The organism is Culturomica massiliensis, from assembly GCF_900091655.1.
Taxonomy (GTDB): Bacteria; Bacteroidota; Bacteroidia; order Bacteroidales; family Marinifilaceae; genus Culturomica; species Culturomica massiliensis.
Genome location: NZ_LT594621.1, coordinates 2,763,954 through 2,788,044, shown reverse-complemented (window position 1 = coordinate 2,788,044; position 24,091 = coordinate 2,763,954). Strand labels below are relative to the sequence as shown.

The following is a 24,091-nucleotide window of genomic DNA, read 5'->3' as shown; positions in this document are numbered from 1 at the left end:
TTTTGTTTTGGTTCCGGTTTTTTTGAAGAATTGCCGGGTGATTGTAACCCTATTGTTTTTTTGCCCGTTTTATTTGAATAAATACAAAGAATATGAAGAATGGAGTGATGATGCAATATTTCGAATGGAATATGCCGAATAACGGGAATTTATGGAAGGAACTGAAGGCGGATGCTGCCCATTTGCATGAAATCGGTGTGACTTCTGTTTGGATACCGCCAGCCTATAAGGGATTGAAGCAGGAAGACGAGGGGTATGGAACGTATGATTTGTACGATTTGGGCGAATTCGACCAGAAGGGAACGGTACGTACGAAGTACGGTACGGTGCAGGAATTGAAAGAGATGATAGCGGAACTTCACCGGTATCAGGTCAGTGTGTATCTGGACGCAGTCATGAACCACAAAGCCGGGGCGGATTATACGGAGAAGTTTCTGGCCCGGGAAGTCAATCCGGAACAGCGGGAGGATGCGGAAAGCGATCCTTACGAGATTGAAGGGTGGACGGGTTTTAATTTCCCGGGACGCGGGGATAAGTATTCGGCTTTCAAATGGCACTGGTATCATTTTTCCGGGGTGGATTGCGACGCATCAACCGGTAAAGAAGGGATATTTCAGGTTGTCGGGGAAGGCAAGGCATGGAACGGAGGAGTGGACGGTGAAAACGGGAATTACGATTTTCTGATGTTCGCCGATCTTGATTTCGATCATCCGGAAGTGGTCGGGGAAATGAAAAACTGGGGTGTTTGGGTATCCCGGGAACTGAATCTGGACGGGATGCGTCTGGATGCCATCAAACATATCAACGACCAGTTTATCAAACATTTTCTGGAAGCGGTAAGGGCAGAACGGGGGGATCGTTTTTATGCCGTGGGTGAATATTGGAAGAATGATAAGGAGTCGCTGGATGAATATCTGGCTCAGGTGGAATACCAGGTCGATTTATTCGATGTACCTCTGCATTACCATATGTTTCAGGCCTCACAAAAGGGACGTGATTTTGATCTGAGTACACTGATCGAAGGTACATTGGTGGCCGATCATCCGGATCTGGCCGTTACTTTTGTGGATAATCATGACTCACAGAAAAACAGTTCACTGGAATCTCAGGTGAAGGATTGGTTTAAGCCGATGGCTTATGGTTTGATATTACTGATGAAAGAGGGGTACCCCTGTATTTTTTACGGGGATTATTACGGGGTGAAAGGCAAGAAATCCCCGCATCGGCTGATTCTTGATATTTTGTTGGATGCCCGCCGTAGATACGCTTTCGGAGAACAACATAATTATTTTGATCATCCGAATACGGTCGGTTTTACACGGACTGGAGACACCGAGCATCCGGGATCCGGTTTGGCTTTGCTCATTTCCAACGGAGAAGACGGGCATAAAACGATGGCTGTCGGCCAACATCATCGGGGCGAGTACTGGTATGAGATCACCGGCAACCGGAAGGAAGAGGTCATGATTGATGAAAAGGGGGAAGGGACATTTCCGGTGTCGGGCGGAAAGCTGGCGGTATGGGTAAAACGGTAATGAATATACAGATAAAAAACAGGGAGTTATGAAGCAGGCAAAAAAGCGGACGGATTGGTGGAAAGAGGTCGTCGTATATCAGATTTATCCCCGGAGTTTTATGGATAGCAACGGGGACGGGATCGGCGATCTCCGGGGAATTATTTCCCGGTTGGGTTATATACGCAGTCTTGGGGTGGATGTTATCTGGCTGAGTCCCATTTATGCTTCTCCGAACGACGATAACGGATATGATATCAGTGATTATCGTGCAATTATGAAGGAGTGCGGGACAATGGAGGATTTTGACGAATTGCTGAGGGAAGTACATAACTGCGGGATGAAGCTGGTGCTTGATCTGGTGGTCAATCATACGAGTGACGAACATCCGTGGTTTGTGGAAGCCCGGAAGTCCCGCGAAAATCCCCATTATGAATATTACCATTGGTGGCCTTTGGAAAAAGGGCGTCCGGCTTATCGTCCCAGTTATTTTGAAGAGAATGCCTGGCGTTATAATCCCCGTACACGTTCCTGGTATTTGCATTATTTTTCCCGGAAGCAGCCTGACCTGAACTGGGAGAATCCCGGGGTTAGGCATGCTATTTACGATATGATGCGTTTCTGGCTGGATAAAGGTATCGACGGTTTCCGGATGGATTCAATTCCGCTGATTGCAAAAGATACGGCATTCCCGCCCATTGATAGGCGGAAGTATCCCGATGTGTTTTCTTATTATGCCCACGGACCGCATTTACACGATTACCTGCATGAAATGTATACGGAAGTGTTGAGCAAATACGATATCATGACTGTCGGGGAAGGTTCGGCATTGGGGTATAGGGATGTTGCCGGCTTTGTCGAACCGGAACGGCAGGAGTTGGATATGCTGTATGGGTTCGGGCCGTCAGAGGTCCGAAATAATACCGTCCCGGATACTCCGGATTCCGGTATACCCTATAGTTTGCTGGCTTTAAAAAAGATGTTCGGGGATTGGGATAAGGCCGTGGGGAACGGTTGGCCTGCGATATATATGGGAAATCACGATCAGCCGCGTATGATTTCCCGTTTCGGGAGCGATTTACCCGAATTCCGGGAGGTGTCGGCCCGGATGCTGATCACTTTTTTACTGACAATGCGGGGAACTCCCTATTGGTATGCCGGGGATGAGATCGGGATGGTGAATGCCGGATTTAATCATATCGGGGACTACAGGGATGTTGCCGTACTGAACCAGTATAAGTCGTTCAGGAAACACCGTAAGGATATGACGGAATTTATGGAACAGCAAAAGCAAATTTCCCGGGATAATGCCCGTACCCCTATGCAATGGGACGATACGCCGAATGCCGGTTTCTCATCTGTAACACCATGGCTGAAGGTCAATGCCGGCTACAGGAAGGTGAATGTTGCGGTGGAGGAAAAAAATCCGGATTCGGTGTTAAATTATTTCCGGAAGATGATTGCTTTCCGGAAAGCAAATCCCGAACTGATTTTTGGTACCTGGAAGCTGGTCGACCGGAAGAACCCCAAGGTGTTCGCCTATATCCGGGACGGAGGAGAACGTAAATTCCTGGTTATATTGAATTTTTCCTGCCGGGAGGCAAGTTGTCGCCCGGGTATCTGTCTGACCGGGGCAGAAGCCCTGCTGGATAATTACAATGACTGTCCTCCCTTGGGCAAAGAGATCCGGCTCCGTCCTTTCGAAGCCTTGGTGCTGATCCTGTAAGTTGCGGTGTCTGTTTATTCGATGTCAGAACGATGTGTTGAATTTATTTGTTTGTAACATAGGGATACAGATATAATGACATTTTATCCGAAAACTGTAAAATGATGTTGAAGATGTTGATTGTTATTATGGGATCATGACAAGCGGATCGGTTTAGTTGTGATTTTGGAAATGAAAAGTTTACTTGTTTTAAATTCAAAAGTTTTGTACTTATATGCTAAACACAACATAAATTTTGTTATTTTCGTTACAGCTTTATGGGTTTTATGAAGATAAGCGGGAATTATGTATAGGTATTGGCATATACTGCGCAAGTACAGGGGCAGCCTGGCGGTTTGTCCTTTGCTGGTGTTGGTTACGGTGTGGTGTGAGACCGTGCAGCCGATGTATATGGCCGAGATTATCGATCAGGGGGTGATGAAACGCGATCTTTCGCTGATTGCGGAGAAGGGTACTTATATGGTGTTGATTTCGTTACTCGGATTGGCTTTCAGTGTGGCGAATGTATGGGTGGCTTCCCGGACCTCGATCGGCTTCGGTACTGATTTGCGGACAGCTTTGTTCGGGAAAATCCAGCAGTTGTCTTTCTTTGATCTGGACCGTTTCGGTACGTCTTCTTTAATTACGCGGCTCACCAATGATATTGCACGGATTCAGCAGGTGGTGCTGATGTCTATGCGGATGATGCTTCGCTCGCCGTTTATGCTGGTGATGGCGGTGTTTTTTGTCATCCGGATCAATGCACAATTGGCGCTTATTCTGGTGGCAGCTATTCCGGTGCTTGGAATCGCCGTTTTTGTGATTCTGAAAAAGGGATTTCCTTATTTCCTGAAGGTACAGCAGAAAATCGATCAACTGAACGGTGTGGTCCGTGAAAATCTGATCAATATCCGGGTGGTAAAATCGTTTGTGCGGGAGGATTTCGAAACCCGGAAGTTTACCCGGAGCAGCGAAGAATTGAAGGATACGGTTGTCCGGGCTTCGGATATTATTGTAACCGTTTTTCCCGTGATGCAATTGGTGATGAATCTGTCAGTGATCGCTATATTGTGGGTTGGGGGATATAAGGTGATGGAGGGAGAGTTGCAGATCGGGGAACTGATTTCATTTGTGAATTATCTGGCGCAGGTGCTGATGTCGCTGATGTTGTTATCGATGTTTATTATGACGACGGCCCGGGCTTCGGCATCGTCCCGGCGGATCAGGGAGGTATTGGATACCACGCCTTCTCTTGCCGATACGCCTGAAGGACTGACAAGCCGGTATAAAATAGAGCAAGGGGATATCAGGTTCGAGCATGTCGGTTTCCGATATGGGGACGGAGAAAATGATGTGTTGAGAGACATCAGTTTTCATATCAGACCTGCGGAGACCATTGCTCTTGTCGGTGCTACCGGATCGGCCAAAAGTTCTATGGTGCAGCTGATCCCCCGTTTGTACGACGTGACTGCCGGGGAGATCCGGATTGACGGGATTCCGGTGAAGGCGTATAACCTGCGTGAGCTACACGCCTGTATCGGGATGGTGTTGCAAAAGAACGAGCTATTTACCGGGACGATATTGGAAAATCTGAGGTGGGGCAAGCCGGATGCTTCCCTGGAAGAAGCGGAAGAGGCCTGCCGTGTGGCACAGGTACATGATTTTATTATGGGGTTGGGTGAAAGATACGATACGCTGTTGGGGCGCGGAGGTATTAATTTGTCCGGCGGACAGAAGCAACGGATTTGTATTGCCCGGGCTTTGTTGCGGAAACCGAAGATATTGATTCTGGACGATAGTACGAGTGCCGTGGATTCGGAGACGGAACTCCGGATACGTGAAAATCTGAACCGGATGTTGAAGGATACGACAGTTTTGATTATTACCCAGCGAATCAATACGATGCAGTCGGCCGACCGGGTGATCGTGCTTGAAGACGGTGAGGTAGAGACGATCGGTACGCCTGAGGAATTGCTGGCCACGTCCAGAGTGTATCAGGAGATTTACAGTTCACAACAAATTCCGGATTAGTTATGGCACACGGAGATCATTTGAAATATCAGGCGAGGCCCAAGGCCGGGAAACGGACTCTGATCCGGTTGGCGGCTTATCTGGTGTGCGACCGGATGTTGCTTGTCGTAATCGGTGTCCTGATTGTAGTTAGCATAGCCGCTAATCTGGGAGGATCTTATTTGCTGCGGCCGATCATCAACGAATATATTCTGCCCGGAGATTTTGCCGGTTTGGTAAGGATGTTGGGGATACTTGTGGTTATATACCTGGTGGGGATTGTTGCGGTGTATGTGGAGTATCGGTTGCTGAATAAGATCGGACAGCAGACGGTGGCCCGGATGCGGGCGGATTTGTTCCGGAAGATGGAGCATTTGCCGGTAGGTTATTTCGATATGCATCAGCATGGCGACCTGATGAGTCGCTTTACGAATGATATGGACCGTATCAGTGATGCCCTGACCGACAGTTTGTCGGATATGCTGTCGAGTGCTTTGACGGTAGTGGGTATTTTTTGTCTGATGTTGGTGATCAGTCCGATACTGACATTGGTTACATTGGTGACTGTACCTTTGATGTTTTTGGGTGCCCGGGGTATTGTCCGGAAGAGCCGGAAATATTTTAAAGCACAGCAGGAGTCGTTGGGGAATGTCAACGGTTATATTGAGGAGATGATCAGCGGGCAGAAGGTAGTTAAGGTATTCGGGCATGAACAGAAGGCGGAGGAAGATTTTGGCGGCCTGAATCAGGATTTGAATACCAAGTCGTTGAAGGCGCAGTTTTATTCGGGGTTGATGATGCCTGTGATGCAGAATCTCGGTACCCTGAATTATGTATTGGTTACCATTGCCGGGGCTTTGCTGGCCATATTCCGGGGTTTTGATGTGGGAGGATTAGCGGCATTCCTCCAATATTCGCGGCAGTTCGGCCGGCCTGTCAATGAGTTGGCAAGTCTTTATAATAGTATTCAAGCAGCATTGGCGGGAGCAGAACGGATTTTTGAGGTAATCGATGAAAAACCGGAAACTCCGGATTTGCCGGAAGCGGTGGAGTTGGAAGGGGTGAAAGGCGAAGTGATGATGAAAGGGGTATGGTTTGGTTACCGTCCGGAAAAGATGATCCTGAAAGGCATTTCTTTCGAGGTTCCGGCTGGGCGGAAGATTGCTCTGGTGGGAGCAACCGGCGCCGGGAAGACGACGATTCTCAATATGTTGCCTCGTTTCTTTGATATCCGGTCGGGAGAAATCCGGATAGATGGGGAGGAAATCCGTACGGTACGGAGAAGGAGTTTACGTAAAGCGATGGCTATTGTTTTGCAGGATACTCATTTGTTTACTGATACGGTGCGTGAGAATATCCGTTTCGGCCGGTTGGAGGCTACGGATGAAGAAGTCGTAGCAGCGGCTAAGTTGACGGCGGCCCATTCGTTTATCAAGCGTTTGCCCCACGGATATGATACTTTACTTGAGAATGACGGTGCCAATTTAAGTCAGGGACAGCGGCAATTGCTGAATATCGCCCGGGCGGCTGTTGCCGATCCTGCTATTTTACTGCTGGATGAAGCAACCAGCAATATCGATACCCGGAGTGAAATATTGATCCAAAAGGGTTTGGACCAGTTGATGCAGGGCCGCACCAGTCTGATTATCGCTCACCGTCTTTCTACTATTCGTAATGCCGATATCATCCTGGTACTTGAACATGGGCAGATTGTCGAACGGGGCACGCACGAGGAACTGCTCCGGATAAAAGGGAAATACTTTACCCTGAATCAAGAACAATTCCGGTGAAAGACTGTGTTTTATGATTTAACGTGTGGTTGTTTAAGTGAGGTGTTTTTTTCGATAAAATGAAAGATTATTATTAAAACGATAGTTTGTCTTTTGTTATTTATGTATATATTTGTATATATTGATTAATAAAAATCAATATTTTTTTTATGAGAACTTATCCTTTTAGGGATAATTACAGCTAATGAAATAATTTTGGGAAAAATAGAACAGATTGGTTAGAGTACCAGAAAAAACGAATAAACGATAACTTAATATTATGGATAATAAAAATAGAAAAGAATTACAGCAATTAATTCTTGAAGGTACCACTCTTTTAAAAGGGAAAAAACTATATGTTGTATGTAATACTAAATCACATGAATTAAAATACGAAAATTTTAATACATTTGATATTAGAACAGAATATTTATCTGATTGTGAATTTGAACAAGTTGATAACATGTTAAATAAATGTATTCCTGTTGAGAAATACTTTTTTGATGAAACTGATTTTATAAGTTTTATATGCAACAATTCTATTGATCTTAAAAATATGATAGTTTATAATAGTGCTCAAAGTGGTACAGGTATAGGGCGTAAATCATTAATACCTGCATTTTGTGCACTTAAAGGGATTACCATAACAGGTTCAAATTCTTATTCTGTAGCATTATGCAGACATAAATATCACGTTATTAAATTATTAGAAATTCATGGACTATGTGTACCCAAAACTTATTTATATGACCATGGGTGGGTTTTAGATAAACCTCAATTAGGTGATATATATATATTAAAACCAATTTATGAATCATCAAGCATTGGGATAGATACTAATAGCGTTATTTGTTTTGATAAAACGACAGTAAAATTAGTTGAGGCAAAACAAAAAGAGATGAAACAACCAATAATTGTACAACAATTTATTAACGGTTATGAAGCGGAAATACCATGTATAATTTCTAAAAATCACAAATTAATTTTAGATCCTGTAGGTATAGCGTTAAATTTATCTGATAAATTAATGGGAGGAAACATTTTGGATTATCATAAGGTGTATTACGATGAATACAAATTCTTTAACATGAGGGACACCCTTGTTGATATAAAAAAAATGGTATCTGATGCAGAGCTTGTTGTTAAAATTTTAGGCTTATCAGGGTTATGTAGAGTCGACTTTCGTATAGACAAATCTGGGTGCTGTTATGTTACAGATGTTTCCACAAATCCTCATTTTGTACATCATAGTTCTGTAAACTATGCTTTTGAACAATTGTCATTATCTCCTGAAGCAATAATGAAAACAATTCTTAGTACAGCTTTAATATAATATTCTTTAGAGTATAATAAGTGACATTCCTTATAAACTGCACATGTTAATTATCTTGTTTAATATTAAGAATGATTAAAGGATTAACAGTTTGTATCAAATGCTATTTTTTATATTTTTATTATGTAAATTTCATATATAAACATCATAAAAAAGCTTGTAAATATATTTAAGCCATGTATATAGAATCGTCTTTTCGATATAAACAGATACAGGATATTATAAATATCACTTTGCAAGACTATTATAGTTTTGTATACAATCCTACAAATAATCCGCTCATAGAAAACTTATCCAAGCGAGATCTTTTATTTAAGATAGAAAGACATGGAGTTGCCAATGGTAAATATCCTATAATAAATGCGTTTTCAATATATAAGGCGACTAAGGATGTAATTATTATTACTGAGAAATTAGTAGAAATGATAGAGAGCATAATATTCAATTCTGAACCAGACAATAATCGTGCAGCATGTATGATAGATACAGCTATTTCATATTGTGCTTTTCATGAAATGGGCCATCTATTACTAGGTCATTGCCAAATACAAAAAGATATGAGAATGTGTGCAATAGAAAATACTAATGAAAATACTGACATTGCAATATATCAAATGCTGGAAGCCGATGCTGATACTTTTGCAGCAAAAAGACTTGGAGAAAAAATGGTAACACTAATATTTGATGATAGATATAAAAGTATATTAGGCTATAAGTCTATCGATATTTTTTATGAAGATATATTAAAAGGCATAAATGCCTTCTTTTACATTTTAATGTATTTAGAACTTTTGGAAGCAAAAGAATCATACATGCTTACTTCTAATGGCGAAATACCTAAAGGACGTAGGCATAATGAGGCGACACATGACCATCCTCCTGCAATAGCTCGTTGCTATTATACAGGAAAAACATTGATAGAACATTTATATTATCAATTTCAAATACCGCCTAAAGAGAAATATTTTATGGAAATATTATATTCTAGTGATTATCTTTTTGGTGGAATTGAATTAACCTCCATGCAAAAAGAAAAAAAGTTTAACCATATAACAGATGGGAGTTTTGATGAGACTTTTAATGCTATGAGACAAGAATGGCTTTTGAATACATGTAAAATATTATCTCAATATTCAAGAATTCCTGTTTTTTAATAATAAAAATTATTATGAGTATACCTTTAATGATTGAATTATTGGGTTCTAAAGATAAAGTTATCTTTACTCTATGTAAAATTGGAATTAAAGATAGTCAAGATGCGCAAGCAATTCTCGATTATTTATGTAAAAATCCCAACCTTCTAGATGAATTTGAAAGTATTGAAATAGAAGAATATGATAATGATGGACAACAGATGGCCCTAACCATGTTTAATTCTTCATTATATATTAATGTTAAAACTATGACAATCGTTATGATAGCATTCTTGCTTGATATAAATTTAACATCTGGTATTGCAGCATTAAGTTTGTCCTTATTAGGAGTTAATAATCAAGCATTAGCTACAATTAGTGATGATGGAGAAAAATGTGTATTAAGAGAAACACTTTTGCGTAAGCCTCGAATTGGAGATGCAAATATATTAAAGAGTTACAAAGGGAAGTGTCAACGGATAAATTCCCAATGTAAATTTAGAAATGGAGAATTATGTAATTGCTCTCAAAATGCAATAATAAATATATATGAGAATCTTACAGAAAAAAGTATATTTAAAAGATCTGAAGACCGTAAACGTTATATTTATCAATGGTAGTAATATTAGTTTGCCATTAAAAATAAATTAATAAGGCTTAAACACATCTTATATCCACGTTATGAGACTGATCTATAAGACTTCAGCCTCATAAGGATTACCTGACTAAAAGTCTTCGCTTCTAATCAACTTTATATGTTTTTAAAGTTTCTATTCTGACCAAAATTGTATATCTGAAAACAGGAAATAGTTCATAATAAGTTTGTAGCGACAATTCGTTTTTCCAAGTTCATTTTCAATAGTAGTTTTGTTTTTTCCAATTCTCATACTTGCCAAAATAATTTGCGCTCTTTCTACCAAACATTTACGGATAGAATCTCTATATAATTCTGGAGAACTATCTTTTAGATCCTCCATTATAGAGATAGCCTTTTGTCTACTTTTTGAGTCTAAATATAATAATGCAGCTTCATTAATCAAAATGTAATACTTATAATATGAATCTGCAATTAGATTATTGAGTTTTTTAGTCTTTTTTAATAAGTTAATAGAGTATAATATATCTTCAAATTGTTCATAATAAATAATAGCAATAGTAAGGTAAGGTATTATTTTTGTAGGATTTTCAGGGATCGTATCTAATATATCTATATATTGCATTAACAACTCCTTGGGGATTAGCATACTAGCACGAAAAAATGCAATTAGGATATTATTCAAGGAATATATTATCATCTTTTTATTATTTGAATAATGAAATACGTCTAAGTGACAGTATAATAATTTCGCAAAAGAATATGCCACATCGTATTCTCCTAAATGTAATAAATTGCCAATATGATTTACAACTGCCATATAATATTCATTAGTTAATGGAGTCTTTTCAAAATAATTTAGGCTCTTTTCGGTTTTTTGAACAGCTAATTCAATAGGATGAAGTGCTGCGTATTTACGATAGATTCTATGCAAATTGTCTTTCGCACTATAGTCGTACTCTATTCTATAAGAGATATTATATATCACTTCCCGTTCAATTTTTTGAGCCGCACTACAATTTCCTGTAATATTAATTATAAATGAAATTAATGTCAATGAGCTTGTTTCATATAATGCTATTGATATTTCCTTGCTTCGATGCTGTACATCTTTCATATATAATAATGCATTATCAAGGTCTTCTTTATTTCTGGAAAGTTTGTAATATGCAAGTCCCGTAAAATAATCTTTTTCAAGCATTAATAAAGGAGAATCTATTTCTGAATAAGCATCTAAAATTGAAACTGCATTCTCAAAATTCTGATTATTGAAAGACAAAAAGAAAGATTCCATTACCTTTATATATTCAGTACGGTGAAACCTATATGCGTATTTGTCTAGTTTGAGTTTCAAATCAGGAGGACATTCAATCCCATTTTTTTTATAATTTAACCAGATAAGAATAAGAAGATCGCAAGATTCGCTTAGCATTTCAGAACTTGATTTTTCTAAAAAAAACAGTCTAACTTCATAATTGGAAGGATAAAGTTCAGAATAAGCATCTGATATTTTTTTATTTATCACACGTTTGTATTTTATTAATTTCTCAAAATATCGTTTGACAAATATATTGGCGAATTTTACTGTATCTCTATCTTTTATAGTGAAATTGTATCTCTCTGATATTTCTAGTGTATCTTCAACAAACGATCTGTCATGGTCTATTACCTTTATTAAAGGTAATAGATCAATTATTTCACCCAATTCTGAAGCAGTAGTCAGAACTCTCAATACGTCCCTTGAATTATCTCCTATTGAACGCAGTTTATTTGTAAGCATCATATTAACCGCATTCTCGAATTTTTGTTGGGTGAATGCTATTATTTCAGAAGACAGATTATTTATAAAATATTCCATTTTATTTAAATTCCCATCACATAATTGAAATATAGCCAACTGAAAATCTTTCTCTATATCGTTCCTTCCAAACATGTGAAATATTTCGGGTATATCACGTTCTTGGGGCTCAATAATTTCAATAATTCTATTAATATCATTATAAAAAACATCATCAAAGTTATCAGACAGAAATATTAATGTTAAATATCTCAACTTTGGGTATTCTTCTATAAATCTAGAATTTTGCAGAAATTTCAACAATTGTTTTGAGTAATCATCAAATAAATGTGGATATTTACATACAAGATATATATTCCCATTTAAAGAGACTAATTTGACTAAAGTATTTATGATTCCTTGACTTTTTTCATCTAACATGAAATCTCTATTTTCTATACTGTCAATAATATATTTAAGAGTTTCTGATTGCGTTAAATCTACAACAAGATTACTTAATAGCGATTTAAAAGAAAAATGTTCAAAATCAGATTTGTAATATTCATTAAGACTTTCATAAAATGGAAAGAAAGGCAAATTAAAAGCATTCTTTTCCATTTGAATAACTGTAGATAACTCAGAGAAAATATCATACAAAAACAATTGTTCAAAATTTAAGTTAATACTTTTTATTGCTAGTAACTTATTTGTTTGAATTTTCTCTTTTATAATGTTTTTATCTTGTCTTTGCCAACTAAATAATATTCCATTTTCACGTGAATTATCCATAATATTAAGTTATCACATATTAAAAGGGGTGTGATTGTTTGATGTTTCGGAGGGACTTTATGTAAATCGTGTATATTTGTGTATAAATTAATATGCCGTGTGTTCTGAAGAGCAAAGGTTTTCATCGGTTGTTCAGGAGGGGGATTGGATGGAGTTGTTTTAAAATCGTTTGCCGGGATGTTGGGGGGATAGGTTTAATTGATAAGCATAGGAAAGATGTGTTTGCGAATTTGTTGTCCGATAAGACGTTTGGTATATAAAGCAGTATGTACCGCAATGGTTATGGCCTTTGGAACGATTGCATTGGCTCAAACGGAAGTCCCGTTTTTTATGGAGATAGATACGGCGTATAATGGTGTATATGTGGGACAGGAGTATAATTTGAAGTACAGATGTACGGTGCGCTTTGACTCTGTGAGTCCGCCTGATTTCGCTAATCTGATTGAAGTTATCAAAGGTCCTGTACCTAACCGGCATTTGTCGACTATTATTGTAAACGGAAAGAAGAAGCAGAGGATGGAGGAGGTTTTTTCTTATCAAGTCCGTTTTTTGAGAGAGGGTGTTATCAGTTTACCTATAGCTTCGGTAAAGGCGGAGGGCAGGGTGTATATTACACCACCATTTCATGTCCGGGTAAAGCCTGCCGAGCAGGATATACAAGGGGTAGTGTGTAGTGTAACTACCCAAAGATCCTATATTGAGGAAGGCGAAACGTTTTTTGTGACACTTACCTGTAACCGGCGTCCGGATAATCTGGCTCCCCTTCTTGAGTTGGGGGACAGCATTTATAAACCCAGCGGGTCCAGTTCGCGTTTTTCCTATACGAAGGGTTCGGGAAAGGATACCTCAGCTTTTGTCAATGCGAAAGAATCTTATGAATTTCATTATAATATCCGATCGGACGGAAGTGGAGTATATACTTTCTCTGCGAAAAACCTGACTTTTGGCGGGATTCCGTATTCTTTGGACAATCAGGTGATAAAGATAGCCGAGACACGCCATTCTTCTCCGGGAGGAAATAATGAGGTGGTCATTGTGCTTGTCATCGGTTGTATGTTGATATTCGGCTTTATGTGGTTGCGTTTCCACCGGGAAGCCGACGAGGAACTGGCTTCATTTGTTCTCCGGGAGGGACGTTTGAATCTGAGTACGGACTGGGCTTTGACACATTACGGATTTCCATTGTTTCTTGTAAGTATTCCGTTCTTTTTTCTACTTAGCAATTTATACAAATATTTTACGGAAGGGCGTCAGGATTTATTTTTTCCTTGGTTTTGGTGCGGATTGTTACCTGCGTTTCTTGCTTTTGCGGTCTATCGTAACCAGCGTTCAAAACTCAATTTCCGGTCTGTGAAAATATCGTTTTCCGATGAAGTGATGTTGGAAGTTGTGGAAGAAACTGCCCGGGAGAACAACTGGACGATTGATCATGCCGGGAGGGATTGTGTTGTGGCCCATACTCATTCGCATTGGCTTAGTGCAACGTGGGGGGAGCAAATTTTCGTCGTATTCGACCGGGGGCAGGTTTGGATTAATAGTGTCAATGACCTGAACAAGCGGAGTACGGCTTTTTCTTTCGGTTATACGAAGAGGAACATGAATAAATTGCAGGAGGCGATAGAACGGAGGGAGAAGCAGGTTGGGAAATGATATAACGATACGGAGGTTAAAAAGTTGTGCGGTCTGTGTTTGCGGAGTTTCCGGTATTTTTTACAAGGATACCTGGCCAATTACATTGGGTGTGTCCGGTGTTATCGGTCTACTCGGGCTTACTCCTGCTTGTATGCTCAGGTAGGTGGATGATTTTGTCTCAGGACTGTTTATAAATGTGATATGGCCTGCTTCGGAAGAGGCATTGTTTTAATAGCGGACGGTTTTGCGGGGAGATCCGCTCCAGGAGCAGCCGAGGCAATAGATAACCGTGGTGTCGAAACCCTCGATGGTTTCGCCGGGGCGGGAAGGAACGATCCGGAAGTCGTCGGTGACGAAAACGAGGCGGCGTTCGCCTTTTTCGTTGAGAAGATAGAAATTCGGTATTTTACATTGCGGGCATAAACGGCGTTTCATAAGTTGTTTGTTTTGATTATCAGTACGGAATGAGTATGGAAAAGTTATGGATAACACAGCGGAGCCTTTATCGCTCCGCTGTGTTTTTTTTAATTATTTGTCTCTTCGGTTTCATCCGGAGTGTCCAATGTCATTCCCGACATGTCGTCGTCGAGGGTGAGTTGGAAGGTGTAGCGGTTTTTACCCTGGTAGTTGTTTAATGAATCGGCGGGAACGGTATCGATTCGGATGTTTTTTTCTGTCAGTCCTTGGTGGAGCAGATAATTTTTAAGTTTGCTATCCCGCATTCCGGCCAAAAATGCTATTTGTTTCTGTAATTTTTCAGCGGGAGTAAGGGAAAGAATTTTCCGGTTGAGTTCCGCCGTTTTCACTTCTTCGGGTACGAAGGAGGTGATATATGCCAGGAATGCCGGGTCTTTGACATCAATTTCAATGATACGGGCATAGTCGATGGCCTGGAGGGTAGTGTCGCTGACTTCCGGATGGGAATGCAGGTAATAAGCTTTCCGGGCCTGAAAAGCGGCCAGGGTTTGCCGGCCTTGTTCCGGATTATAGTATTGGCGGAGTTGCAGTGTCATGTCGGGTTTGGCTTTGATAACGGTAGCCAGTTGGTTGATGCGGTCGAATTGTTCCGGTGTAAAATCAGCCTGATAGACTTCGAAGGGTATGTCTTTGAATCCGTCACCGCTTAATCCTAAAGAATTGGCGATAAAGCTGAACGGAGAAACCGCTACTTTTACCAACAGGTTGGTGAGGGTACGGATGATAATTTTTTTATAGGAAAATGAAGGAGATTTAATGTTTCCTTTAACGGGAAGGTCCATTTTTATTTTGTCGTTAACATCTTTGATGATGTAGAGGGCTGTGCGTAAAGGGATATTAAATTCGGCCTTGATGTCTTTGCGTTTTTTATCGACTTCGCAGCGATAGATGTCGAGGTTGTTCCGGGCATCGAGGTAGTTGTTCCGGATATCGTTGATGCTTGAAAATGCCAGTACGCCTTTGTTTAGCGGGTAACCGAAATATTGCAGGCTGTATGGTGTAAATTGTTTGAGGTCGAGGTTTTTAATCTGAAGGTTGATGTCCTGGTTGGAAGGATCGTTGAGTTGTCCGTCCCAAGTGAGATTGACGGTACCGCCATTGTCGAGGGTACTTTTTACATCTATCCGGTTCTTGTCTGTCAAAGTCAGGTTCGAGGCATGTATGCCGATATTAGCGAGCGTAAACCGGAAGGGTTGGTGCAGGGTGTGATCGTTGAATGTAAAGGTTGCGTTATCAATAGCAAACCGGCTGACAAAAAAGTCAGGTGATTGTGTTTCCGGAGCGGGGGACGTTTTTTCTGTATTTTCTACGGAAGGCAGTGTGTCCTTGCCGGTCTCTGTTTTCAGCAATTGGGAGAGGGTGTTGGTTTGCGGGTAAAGGTCGAAGCAGGAGTTGAAATCTTTGAGGGAAACGGTGTTAAACCTGAATTGCTGTTTTTCGGGGTTAAGGGCGGCGATATCGATAAAAAGTTCTCCGGCAGAGAGCAGATTTTTTTTATCATTGTCGGCCAGCCTGAATTGTCTCAGGGCGGTGTTACCGGTTATCGTGATGTCTGAAGCGTGTGCCGTATTGCCTTCTATGGTGAAGTCGGCGGATAGTAGGCCGTCTACTTCTCCGACGTTCATGGATTGTTGCAGGTAGGGCAGTACGTTTCCGATGGCAAAGTCGTTCAGTTGCAGGTGAAGGTTGTAGTTACCGGCTTCCAGGTTGTATTGCATGCTTGTGGTGAGTGAGCCGCCTTCGTTGAAGTTGAGGTTCAGTCCGATGTCCGTGTTTTGTCCGCTGAAGTAAATACCCGGAATATGCAGTTGCAGATCATTCATGTCCCATTCCGAGCCGACAATCAGGTCGCGGTAAGCCAATTGTCCGCCTACGATGGCGATATTGTTGATGGCGATGGCCATCGGATCGTCGTCAGCTGTGGTGTCGGTGGTTGCAGGCACGACGGTATCCAGCGGTAAGGTTGCGGTATCGGCAGGAGTTTGTAACAGGTCGCTGAAGTTAAAGTCGTTGCCTTTTTGCCATATTTGTATGTCCGGGTTTACCAGGCGGATACGATTGATGCGCAGCTCATTGGCCAATAGCCGGAAGAGGGATACTTTTACCGCCAGGGTATCGAATTTGACGAAACGCTCTCTGTCGTTGGTATCGAGGAGTTCGAATCCCGTGATGCGGCTGTATCCTGTGAAAATATTGGCATATAGGCCGTCTATATTAATTTGGCGGCCTATCATTTCTTTGCTGTGTTTTATGATGTAATTTTTGGCTACCGGAGGGGCGATAATGGTAGCAAGGATAAGGAGTACCAGGATTGCCGACAATGTAACAACAATGGGTTTCAATATTTTCATGTCTGATGTTTTTATGGCTTGTCTTTATAGATATTTTATGCAAAATTAGGTTTTCTTTTGGGTATTCCCAAGATGCACGGGGGAAAAGTAGAGTTGTCGTGCATATCCTTGTTTCGGGATATCGGAATAATATAGCCGCGTCGGTTCAGTTGTGCGTATAGCTATTTTTCTTTGTCCCGGCGATCAGGAATTGGCTGATTTGTCGTTATATTTGTAGAAATAACGAAATACGGAAATCTTTCCGATCCTGGAATATAAATGATTATGCAAATATCCTTGTATTTTTTATTCGGTTTATTGTTTTCTTTACCGGTGATCGCCCAATCTACGGACCGGGAGGTCCGTTTGAAAGAGTTGGACCGGATTGTTGCTTTTCCGGAGAAGTATGAACAGCAAAAGGAAGAGCGGATTGCGGTGTTGAAGGCGGAACGGGCCCGTACTGTGACGGAGGCAGATCGGTTTGAAGCCGATGCGAAGTTGGTGGAGGAATATAAGGTGTATATTGCAGATTCGGCTTTGCATTATGTACAGGAGCAGTTGTATCTTGCACAGAAGCTGGGAGACCGCAGGTTGGCGGATAAAGCCCGGATGATGCTGGCAGAGGTACGGATTATTACCGGTATGTACCGGGAAGCGCAGGATTTGCTGTCTGTTGCCGGCAGCCCCGGATTGTCTGAGGATTTGAAGGGATATTACTACCATTTGTACAATACTTTGTACGGCGCAATGCGGGATTATGCTATCGGTAAAGATTTACAGCAGGAGTACGAACGGTTGGCAAATCTGTACCGGGATTCTTTGTTGATGCTTTATCCGGCAGGAAGCGATACCCAGGTGCTGGTGGAGGCGGAACAGCTTATCAGCCGGGGAAGGGCGCAGGAGGCTTTGGCTATTTTGATGCCTTATTATGCTACGCTCGATCCGGATGGACGGGAAATGGGGTATACGGCTTATTCGGTGGCAGATGCGTATCGCAGTTTGGGAGATGAAGGGAAGGAGAAAGAATATCTGACGATATCGGCTTTATCGGATTTGAAGTGTGGGGTGAAGGAGTACATTTCGTTGCGGGAATTGGCAGTGCTGTTATATAAGGAAGGGGATGTTGCGAGAGCTTATGCTTATATGAAGAAGGCTATGGAGGATGCTGCTTTTTGTAATGCGCGGCTGCGCACGATAGAAGTGTCGCAGGTGTTACCGATTGTCAATGAGGCTTACCGTTTGCAGACGGAGAGGCAGAGACGGCAGATGACGGTGTCTTTGTTGAGTATCAGTGTGCTGGCTTTTTTCTTAGTGCTTTTGGCTTTGTATTTGAGGCGGCAGATGAGGCGGTTGGCACAAGCGAAGCGGGAACTGGGAAAGGTGAACGAGCAGTTGAGGTGGCTGAATGAAGAGTTACAGGATGTGAACCGGCAGTTGTCTGATTCGAACAGGCGTTTGCAGGAGACGAACGATAGTCTGGCGGAAGTGAATTATATCAAGGAAGCCTATATCGGCCGTTTTCTGGATCTTTGTTCGATGTATATCGGTAAGCTGGATACTTACCGTCGTTCGCTGAATAAGAAAGCTATGAACGGTCAGACGGAGGAGCTGTTTAAAGAGTTGAGGTCAACACAGTTTGTGGACGATGAGCTGGAGGAGTTTTACGCCAATTTCGATACGGCTTTTCTGCGTCTGTTTCCGGATTTTGTAACGGATTTTAATGCCTTGCTGGCAGATGGGGAAGAAATTGTACTGAAACCGGGTGAGTTACTGAATACGGAGTTGCGGATTTTTGCCCTGATCCGCCTGGGGATAACGGACAGTAATAAGATTGCGCAGTTTCTGCGTTATTCTTTGAAGACGATATATAATTACCGGACGAAGATGCGCAATAAGGCCCGGGGAGTACGGGATGATTTCGAACAGGAGGTGATGCGGATCGGGACGTTTTAAAGGGGGAAAGGAATAGTGGCCTGCAGATCACGTTGATTCCGCAGATTTTTATTGTGGAAATAAGTCGGGTTAAATCCAGGGCTTTTCCGTATTCGATGGGATGTGGTCTTATTTTTTAATGTCTGATTGAATTGTATCGGGGAAAAGTCCGTGTGATTTTTAGAAATATTTACTCCCTTTTTTAATACTTGCATGAAGTTTAATATATTGTTTATCAGTTTGTTGTTTGGGACGTGGATCTCTTTTTCACTCCTTTTTCTAGTGTGCCTATAGTTCGGTAAGGGCGGATGATATATTTTTGTCCGATGGAAAGGGAAGAGGGATAGAAGGGGGGCTGCAAACGTTATAAAGTATAAATAAACCAATTACAATAGATGATGAAAAGATTACAGATTTTGTTTGTATGTCTGCTGGCAACTTTCGGAATGAAGGCGGCAGAGTTGAAATCCCCGAATGGGAATTTAGTTTTGCATGCCGGGGTGAAGGACGGACGTCCGGTATATAGCCTCGATTATAAGCAGCGTCCGGTGGTGAAGGAAAGTTTTTTGGGATTGGAGCTGAAAAATGATAAGGATTTGATGAGCGGTTTTACCATTGCCGATACGGAAGTTTCGACTTTCGATGAAACCTGGCAACCGGTTTGGGGTGAGGTGAAGGATATCCGTAATCATTATAATGAATTGGCATTGACGTTGAAACAAGCCGGGACTGACCGGATGATGGTGATCCGTTTTCGTTTGTACGATGATGGGTTGGGATTTCGTTATGAATTTCCGCAACAGCCGGATTTGAATTATTTTGTAATTAAGGAGGAGCATACTCAGTTTGCTATGGCAGGAGACCATAAGGCATTCTGGATACCCGGCGATTATGATACGCAGGAATATAGTACGGTGACGTCCAGGTTGTCGGAGATCCGGGGTAAGATGAAGGAGGCTATTACTCCCAATGCTTCGCAAACACCGTTTTCCCCGACGGGAGTGCAGACGTCGTTGATGATGAAGAGTGACGACGGATTGTATATCAATATACATGAGGCGGCTTTGGTGGATTATTCTTGTATGCATCTGAATTTAGATGATAAGAATATGGTGTTCGAATCGTGGCTGACACCGGATGCTATCGGGGATAAAGGATATATGCAGGCTCCTTGTCAAACTCCCTGGCGTACGGTGATGGTCAGCGATGATGCGCGTGAGATTCTGGCTTCGAAGCTGATTCTGAATCTGAATGAGCCTTGTGCTTACGAGGATGTATCCTGGATTAAACCGGTGAAATATATCGGAGTGTGGTGGGAGATGATTACCGGTAAAAGTAGCTGGGCTTATGCCGATCTGCCTTCTGTAAAACTGGGAGAAACGGATTATTCTAAGGTACAGCCTAACGGAAAGCACGCGGCTAATACGGCACATGTGAAGAAGTATATCGATTTTGCTGCGGAACACGGATTCGATCAGGTACTGGTGGAAGGCTGGAATGTCGGTTGGGAAGACTGGTTCGGTAAAACGAAGGATTATGTGTTTGATTTTGTTACCCCTTATCCTGATTTTAATGTTAAGGAATTGAATGAGTATGCGGCCTCTAAAGGGGTGAAGCTAATGATGCACCACGAGACATCGGCTTCGGTGCGTAATTATGAGCGCCATATGGATACGGCTTATCAATTTATGGCGGACAACGGTTATAATGCCGTGAAGAGCGGTTATGTGGGAGATATTATCCCCCGAGGTGAATATCATTACGGACAATGGCTGGTAAATCATTATCTGTATGCTGTGAAGAAGGCTGCCGATTATAAGATTATGGTAAATGCCCACGAGGCTGTGCGTCCTACAGGTTTGAGCCGTACTTATCCGAATCTGATCGGTAACGAGTCGGCTCGCGGTACGGAATACGAGGCATTCGGCGGTAGTAATCCCGATCATACGACTATTTTGCCTTTTACCCGCTTGATGGGAGGTCCGATGGATTATACTCCCGGTATTTTTGAAATGCAGGTGAGCAAGGCAAATCCGGATAATCATTCTTTCGTACATTCGACTTTGGCCCGTCAGTTGGCTTTGTATGTGACGATGTACAGTCCGTTACAGATGGCTGCCGATATGATTGAGAATTACGAGCCTTTTATGGATGCATTCCAGTTTATCAAGGATGTAGCTGTCGATTGGGACGACAGTCGTTATCTGGAGGCGGAACCGGGTGATTATATTACAGTGGCCCGTAAGGCAAAGGGGACGAACAATTGGTTTGTGGGTTGTACGGCAGATGAGAACGGGCATGTTTCTAATCTGGATTTCAGTTACCTTGATCCGGATAAGAAGTATATTGCTACGGTTTATGCCGATGCCAAAGATGCACATTACGAGCATAATCCGCAAGCTTATACCATCCGGAAGGGGGTTGTGACGAATAGGTCGAAGCTGACCTTGAAAGCCGCTCCCGGCGGCGGATATGCCATCAGTATTATGGAGGTGACCGATCCGCAGGAGTTGAAAGGGCTGAAGAAGTTATAAAATCCGGTTTTAGAAAAATAATTAAAACAGGCTGTTTTCGGAAGGGAAACAGCCTGTTTTCGTATGGTGAAGAATTTTTCCGGGAATTTATTTTCCGATATCTTCAAGCCATTTTTTCAGTAAGGACGTCCAAGCCGGATAATATTCAAAATCGCTTCGCAATCCCCAACCGTGGCCACCGGTCGGAAAAATATACATAACGGCCGGAATATTATGTTTTTTCAAAGCTTGATAGTAAACAATACTGTTTTGTACGGATACTCCTTTGTCGTCGTCACTGTGTACCAGAAATGTTTTTGGTGTTTCTGCAGTGATTTGCAATTCGTTGGAATAATCCGTTATTTTTTCCGGAGCAGGCGTTTTTCCCAGAAGTGCTTTTTGTGAACCTTTGTGAGTCAGGCTTTCTTGCATGGAAATTACCGGATAAAACAGTATGGTAAAGTCGGGACGGCAACTGAAATGTTCCAGGCTGTCGGTGGCTTTGGTTTTGCCTTGATCGAAGTGAGTAGCTAACGTGGATGCTAAATGTCCTCCTGCAGAAAATCCGGCAATTCCCACTTTATCCGGATTTATTCCCCAGTTTTCAGCCCGGTTTCTTACCCAACGCATTGCTCTTTGTGCATCTGCCAGTGGAATACGGTCGTGCTGTGCCGGCATGCGGTATTGCAATATGATTGCCGTTATTCCTTGTTTGATCAGCCATTGGGCAAACATCCGGCCTTCATATTCCATTGAAAGGAATGAGTAACCTCCTCCGGGACAGATGATAACAGCGATTCCGTTTTGGATCTCTTTTTCCGGATGGTAAACATGCAATTTTGCGGTACTGTTGAATGTGATGTTACCGTTTGATTCTGTAATTTCTTGGTCGGCTAACCCGTTGTTTTCTTCCGGTCCGTCAGGCCAGAGTAGATATACTTCCGGCATTTCCTGTGCTTTAACGGCCAGAAAACATAAGTTCAGCAGGATCATGCAGATAAATAGTTTTATAGATTTCATGGTTGAAGGATGTTTGAGATTTTGTCAAATGTAATTATTTTTTGACAAAACGATCAAAGTTGGAAGTTATAATATTATGGGGCGTGAGGTTGCGGTGAGTGCTTTCAGTTTGTTTTCCGGATTATTTTTTTTCGATTCGTTTGATACCTAGTGTGACGATGGTGTAATTGAGGAGAACGATCCCGATCAGTCCGGCAAGGAAGTAGCGCCAGCCGAAAATGTCCAGGAGGATACCGGTTGCCCAACCGAGCAGGCTCGATCCGAGGTAGTAGGTAAGCAGGTAAATGGAGATGGTGACGGAGCGTTTCGACAGGTCGTAGTCGCTGACGATACGGTTGCAAAGGACGTGGACGACGAAGAAGTTGAAGGTGAATATGGCCAGGCCGATAGCTATTAAGAGGAAGTGAGCGACATAGAGTAAGAGTATGCTTCCGGCAGATATCAGCAGCATGGTTTTTAAGATGCAGAAAGGGGTACGCCGGCGTGTGAGGCGGACGGTGGCTATCGAACCGAACATTCCGAAGATGTACATCAGATAGATGTAGTGGATGCTGTATTCCGGAAGGTTGAACGGCTCTTTAATCAGGTAGAATCCCATGTAATTATAAAGGCTGACGAATACCCCCAGGATCAGTCCTCCGGTGAGGTAGAAGGGTACCAGGGATTTGGAGGTTATCAGTTGCAGGTTGGAGACGACTAAGGTGTGAAGGCTTTCTTTTTTAGGTGTGAAATGTGTGGATTTCGGACTGAAAATTAAAAAGAGCAGCGCAAAAACAGCACATAGCAGTCCGATACTAACGGAGGCTATTCTCCAATCGGATACGGCTCCGATCCAGGAGGAAATGAAGCGGCCTCCCATGCCTCCGAGGGCATTTCCGGCAATGTAGAGTGCCATAATTCTGGCTTTGTTCCGGTCGGATACTTCTTCTCCGATGTAAGCCATGGAAACAGAGGTTGCCCCTGCCAGCAGGAAGCCTTTGGCAGCGCTTAACAGGATCAGCAACCAGAAGACGGGTGAGAAGGAAGCGGCTACGGAAAAAACGGATGAAGCTAGTAATCCGATGCTAATCAGTGTTTTTCGGGGAATACGGTCGGCGATAAACATCGTCGCTATCAGTCCGAATACCATTCCAAGGGTGGAAAAAGAGACTGCCAGGCTACTTTGACTGGCACTTAGTGCGAATTCGCGTGCCAGGTCCGGTAGAAGGGGCTGGAAATAGTATAGCTGTGCAAAGCAAGAGAATCCGGAAAGAAAGACACAGGCTGAAATGATCGTGTCTTTACGATTTTCCTTATTTTCGAAAATAACTGCTTTATTCATTTCAAGTCCGTTGACTTATTTAATGCGTCGTAAACTATTTGTATACAATCACTTAGAATGTTAAGATGTAGGATTGATTTCGAACAATTACTGATAACAGAAAAAGTCATACGAAGGTAGGCAGAAAGGGTGAAAATCGGAAGTAAAACGGTAAATATTCTACCGACGGTTGTGTGTGCTCATACCTATAAATGGTTAGTAATTTATATGGGAACAGGGCTGTTTTTTACCTATTTTGAGT

At 42.1% G+C, this 24,091-nt stretch carries 15 protein-coding genes; 10 read left to right on the top strand and 5 right to left on the bottom strand.

Annotation, left to right across the window (positions count from 1 at the left end; translation table 11 throughout):
- Window positions 1–92: 92 nt before the first annotated feature.
- The 7 genes from BN8908_RS12805 (at window position 93) to BN8908_RS12775 (ending at window position 10,084) form a co-directional block, all read left to right on the top strand.
- Window positions 93–1,535, top strand: coding sequence for an alpha-amylase (locus BN8908_RS12805; RefSeq protein ID WP_021989212.1), 1,443 nt, complete (start codon window positions 93–95; stop codon window positions 1,533–1,535).
- 28 nt (window positions 1,536–1,563) lie between these two features.
- Window positions 1,564–3,240 carry a glycoside hydrolase family 13 protein gene (locus BN8908_RS12800; protein ID WP_068690968.1) on the top strand — a complete coding sequence of 559 codons (1,677 nt, stop codon included), beginning with the start codon at window positions 1,564–1,566 and terminating at the stop codon, window positions 3,238–3,240.
- A gap of 285 nt (window positions 3,241–3,525) precedes the next feature.
- Window positions 3,526–5,250 carry an ABC transporter ATP-binding protein gene (locus BN8908_RS12795; protein ID WP_068690966.1) on the top strand — a complete coding sequence of 575 codons (1,725 nt, stop codon included), beginning with the start codon at window positions 3,526–3,528 and terminating at the stop codon, window positions 5,248–5,250.
- A gap of 2 nt (window positions 5,251–5,252) precedes the next feature.
- Entirely contained in the window at window positions 5,253–7,019 is a 1,767-nt protein-coding gene (locus BN8908_RS12790) for an ABC transporter ATP-binding protein (RefSeq protein ID WP_068690964.1), read from the top strand.
- 259 nt (window positions 7,020–7,278) lie between these two features.
- On the top strand, window positions 7,279–8,331 hold the full coding sequence (locus tag BN8908_RS12785; RefSeq protein ID WP_021989208.1) for a D-alanine--D-alanine ligase family protein: 1,053 nt from the start codon (window positions 7,279–7,281) through the stop codon (window positions 8,329–8,331).
- Between the two features lie 176 nt (window positions 8,332–8,507).
- Window positions 8,508–9,485: a hypothetical protein gene (locus BN8908_RS12780; protein WP_021989207.1), complete on the top strand. Its 978-nt coding sequence runs from the start codon at window positions 8,508–8,510 to the stop codon at window positions 9,483–9,485.
- Between the two features lie 14 nt (window positions 9,486–9,499).
- Window positions 9,500–10,084: a hypothetical protein gene (locus BN8908_RS12775; RefSeq protein WP_021989206.1), complete on the top strand. Its 585-nt coding sequence runs from the start codon at window positions 9,500–9,502 to the stop codon at window positions 10,082–10,084.
- A gap of 150 nt (window positions 10,085–10,234) precedes the next feature.
- Here the strand turns inward: BN8908_RS12775 and BN8908_RS12770 are convergent, their stop codons facing one another.
- A complete protein-coding gene (locus BN8908_RS12770) occupies window positions 10,235–12,625 on the bottom strand; it encodes a hypothetical protein (RefSeq protein ID WP_068690961.1) in 2,391 nt (796 codons plus the stop codon).
- A 216-nt stretch (window positions 12,626–12,841) separates the two neighbouring features.
- Between BN8908_RS12770 and BN8908_RS12765 the strand changes: the two genes are divergently transcribed.
- The gene (locus tag BN8908_RS12765) at window positions 12,842–14,275 is read left to right on the top strand and encodes a BatD family protein (protein WP_148453320.1); all 1,434 of its coding nucleotides are present in this window, start codon (window positions 12,842–12,844) and stop codon (window positions 14,273–14,275) included.
- A 210-nt stretch (window positions 14,276–14,485) separates the two neighbouring features.
- Here BN8908_RS12765 and BN8908_RS18265 read toward each other — a convergent pair whose 3' ends face one another.
- Window positions 14,486–14,692: a hypothetical protein gene (locus BN8908_RS18265; RefSeq protein WP_074042468.1), complete on the bottom strand. Its 207-nt coding sequence runs from the start codon at window positions 14,690–14,692 to the stop codon at window positions 14,486–14,488.
- A gap of 89 nt (window positions 14,693–14,781) precedes the next feature.
- The gene (locus BN8908_RS12755) at window positions 14,782–17,085 is read right to left on the bottom strand and encodes a DUF748 domain-containing protein (protein ID WP_068690956.1); all 2,304 of its coding nucleotides are present in this window, start codon (window positions 17,083–17,085) and stop codon (window positions 14,782–14,784) included.
- 264 nt (window positions 17,086–17,349) lie between these two features.
- Here BN8908_RS12755 and BN8908_RS12750 point away from each other — a divergent pair, with 264 nt between their 5' ends.
- Entirely contained in the window at window positions 17,350–19,017 is a 1,668-nt protein-coding gene (locus BN8908_RS12750; RefSeq protein WP_021989201.1) for a DUF6377 domain-containing protein, read from the top strand.
- Window positions 19,018–19,442: 425 nt separating this feature from the next.
- Window positions 19,443–21,530: a glycoside hydrolase family 97 protein gene (locus BN8908_RS12740; RefSeq protein ID WP_392389386.1), complete on the top strand. Its 2,088-nt coding sequence runs from the start codon at window positions 19,443–19,445 to the stop codon at window positions 21,528–21,530.
- A gap of 87 nt (window positions 21,531–21,617) precedes the next feature.
- Here BN8908_RS12740 and BN8908_RS12735 read toward each other — a convergent pair whose 3' ends face one another.
- Window positions 21,618–22,529 carry an alpha/beta hydrolase gene (locus BN8908_RS12735; RefSeq protein ID WP_068690952.1) on the bottom strand — a complete coding sequence of 304 codons (912 nt, stop codon included), beginning with the start codon at window positions 22,527–22,529 and terminating at the stop codon, window positions 21,618–21,620.
- Window positions 22,530–22,650: 121 nt separating this feature from the next.
- Complete coding sequence (locus tag BN8908_RS12730; RefSeq protein ID WP_068690951.1) at window positions 22,651–23,850, bottom strand: MFS transporter; 1,200 nt, start codon at window positions 23,848–23,850, stop codon at window positions 22,651–22,653.
- Window positions 23,851–24,091 lie beyond the last annotated feature (241 nt).

What these genes read in the sequence shown, in the direction of transcription:
- BN8908_RS12805 (WP_021989212.1), top strand. Translation starts at nt 93, where the DNA reads ATGAAGAATGGAGTGATGATGCAATATTTCGAATGGAATATGCCGAAT.
- BN8908_RS12800 (WP_068690968.1), top strand. Translation starts at nt 1,564, where the DNA reads ATGAAGCAGGCAAAAAAGCGGACGGATTGGTGGAAAGAGGTCGTCGTA.
- BN8908_RS12795 (WP_068690966.1), top strand. Translation starts at nt 3,526, where the DNA reads ATGTATAGGTATTGGCATATACTGCGCAAGTACAGGGGCAGCCTGGCG.
- BN8908_RS12790 (WP_068690964.1), top strand. Translation starts at nt 5,253, where the DNA reads ATGGCACACGGAGATCATTTGAAATATCAGGCGAGGCCCAAGGCCGGG.
- BN8908_RS12785 (WP_021989208.1), top strand. Translation starts at nt 7,279, where the DNA reads ATGGATAATAAAAATAGAAAAGAATTACAGCAATTAATTCTTGAAGGT.
- BN8908_RS12780 (WP_021989207.1), top strand. Translation starts at nt 8,508, where the DNA reads ATGTATATAGAATCGTCTTTTCGATATAAACAGATACAGGATATTATA.
- BN8908_RS12775 (WP_021989206.1), top strand. Translation starts at nt 9,500, where the DNA reads ATGAGTATACCTTTAATGATTGAATTATTGGGTTCTAAAGATAAAGTT.
- BN8908_RS12770 (WP_068690961.1), bottom strand. Translation starts at nt 12,625, where the DNA reads ATGGATAATTCACGTGAAAATGGAATATTATTTAGTTGGCAAAGACAA.
- BN8908_RS12765 (WP_148453320.1), top strand. Translation starts at nt 12,842, where the DNA reads ATGTGTTTGCGAATTTGTTGTCCGATAAGACGTTTGGTATATAAAGCA.
- BN8908_RS18265 (WP_074042468.1), bottom strand. Translation starts at nt 14,692, where the DNA reads ATGAAACGCCGTTTATGCCCGCAATGTAAAATACCGAATTTCTATCTT.
- BN8908_RS12755 (WP_068690956.1), bottom strand. Translation starts at nt 17,085, where the DNA reads ATGAAAATATTGAAACCCATTGTTGTTACATTGTCGGCAATCCTGGTA.
- BN8908_RS12750 (WP_021989201.1), top strand. Translation starts at nt 17,350, where the DNA reads ATGCAAATATCCTTGTATTTTTTATTCGGTTTATTGTTTTCTTTACCG.
- BN8908_RS12740 (WP_392389386.1), top strand. Translation starts at nt 19,443, where the DNA reads ATGAAGGCGGCAGAGTTGAAATCCCCGAATGGGAATTTAGTTTTGCAT.
- BN8908_RS12735 (WP_068690952.1), bottom strand. Translation starts at nt 22,529, where the DNA reads ATGAAATCTATAAAACTATTTATCTGCATGATCCTGCTGAACTTATGT.
- BN8908_RS12730 (WP_068690951.1), bottom strand. Translation starts at nt 23,850, where the DNA reads ATGAATAAAGCAGTTATTTTCGAAAATAAGGAAAATCGTAAAGACACG.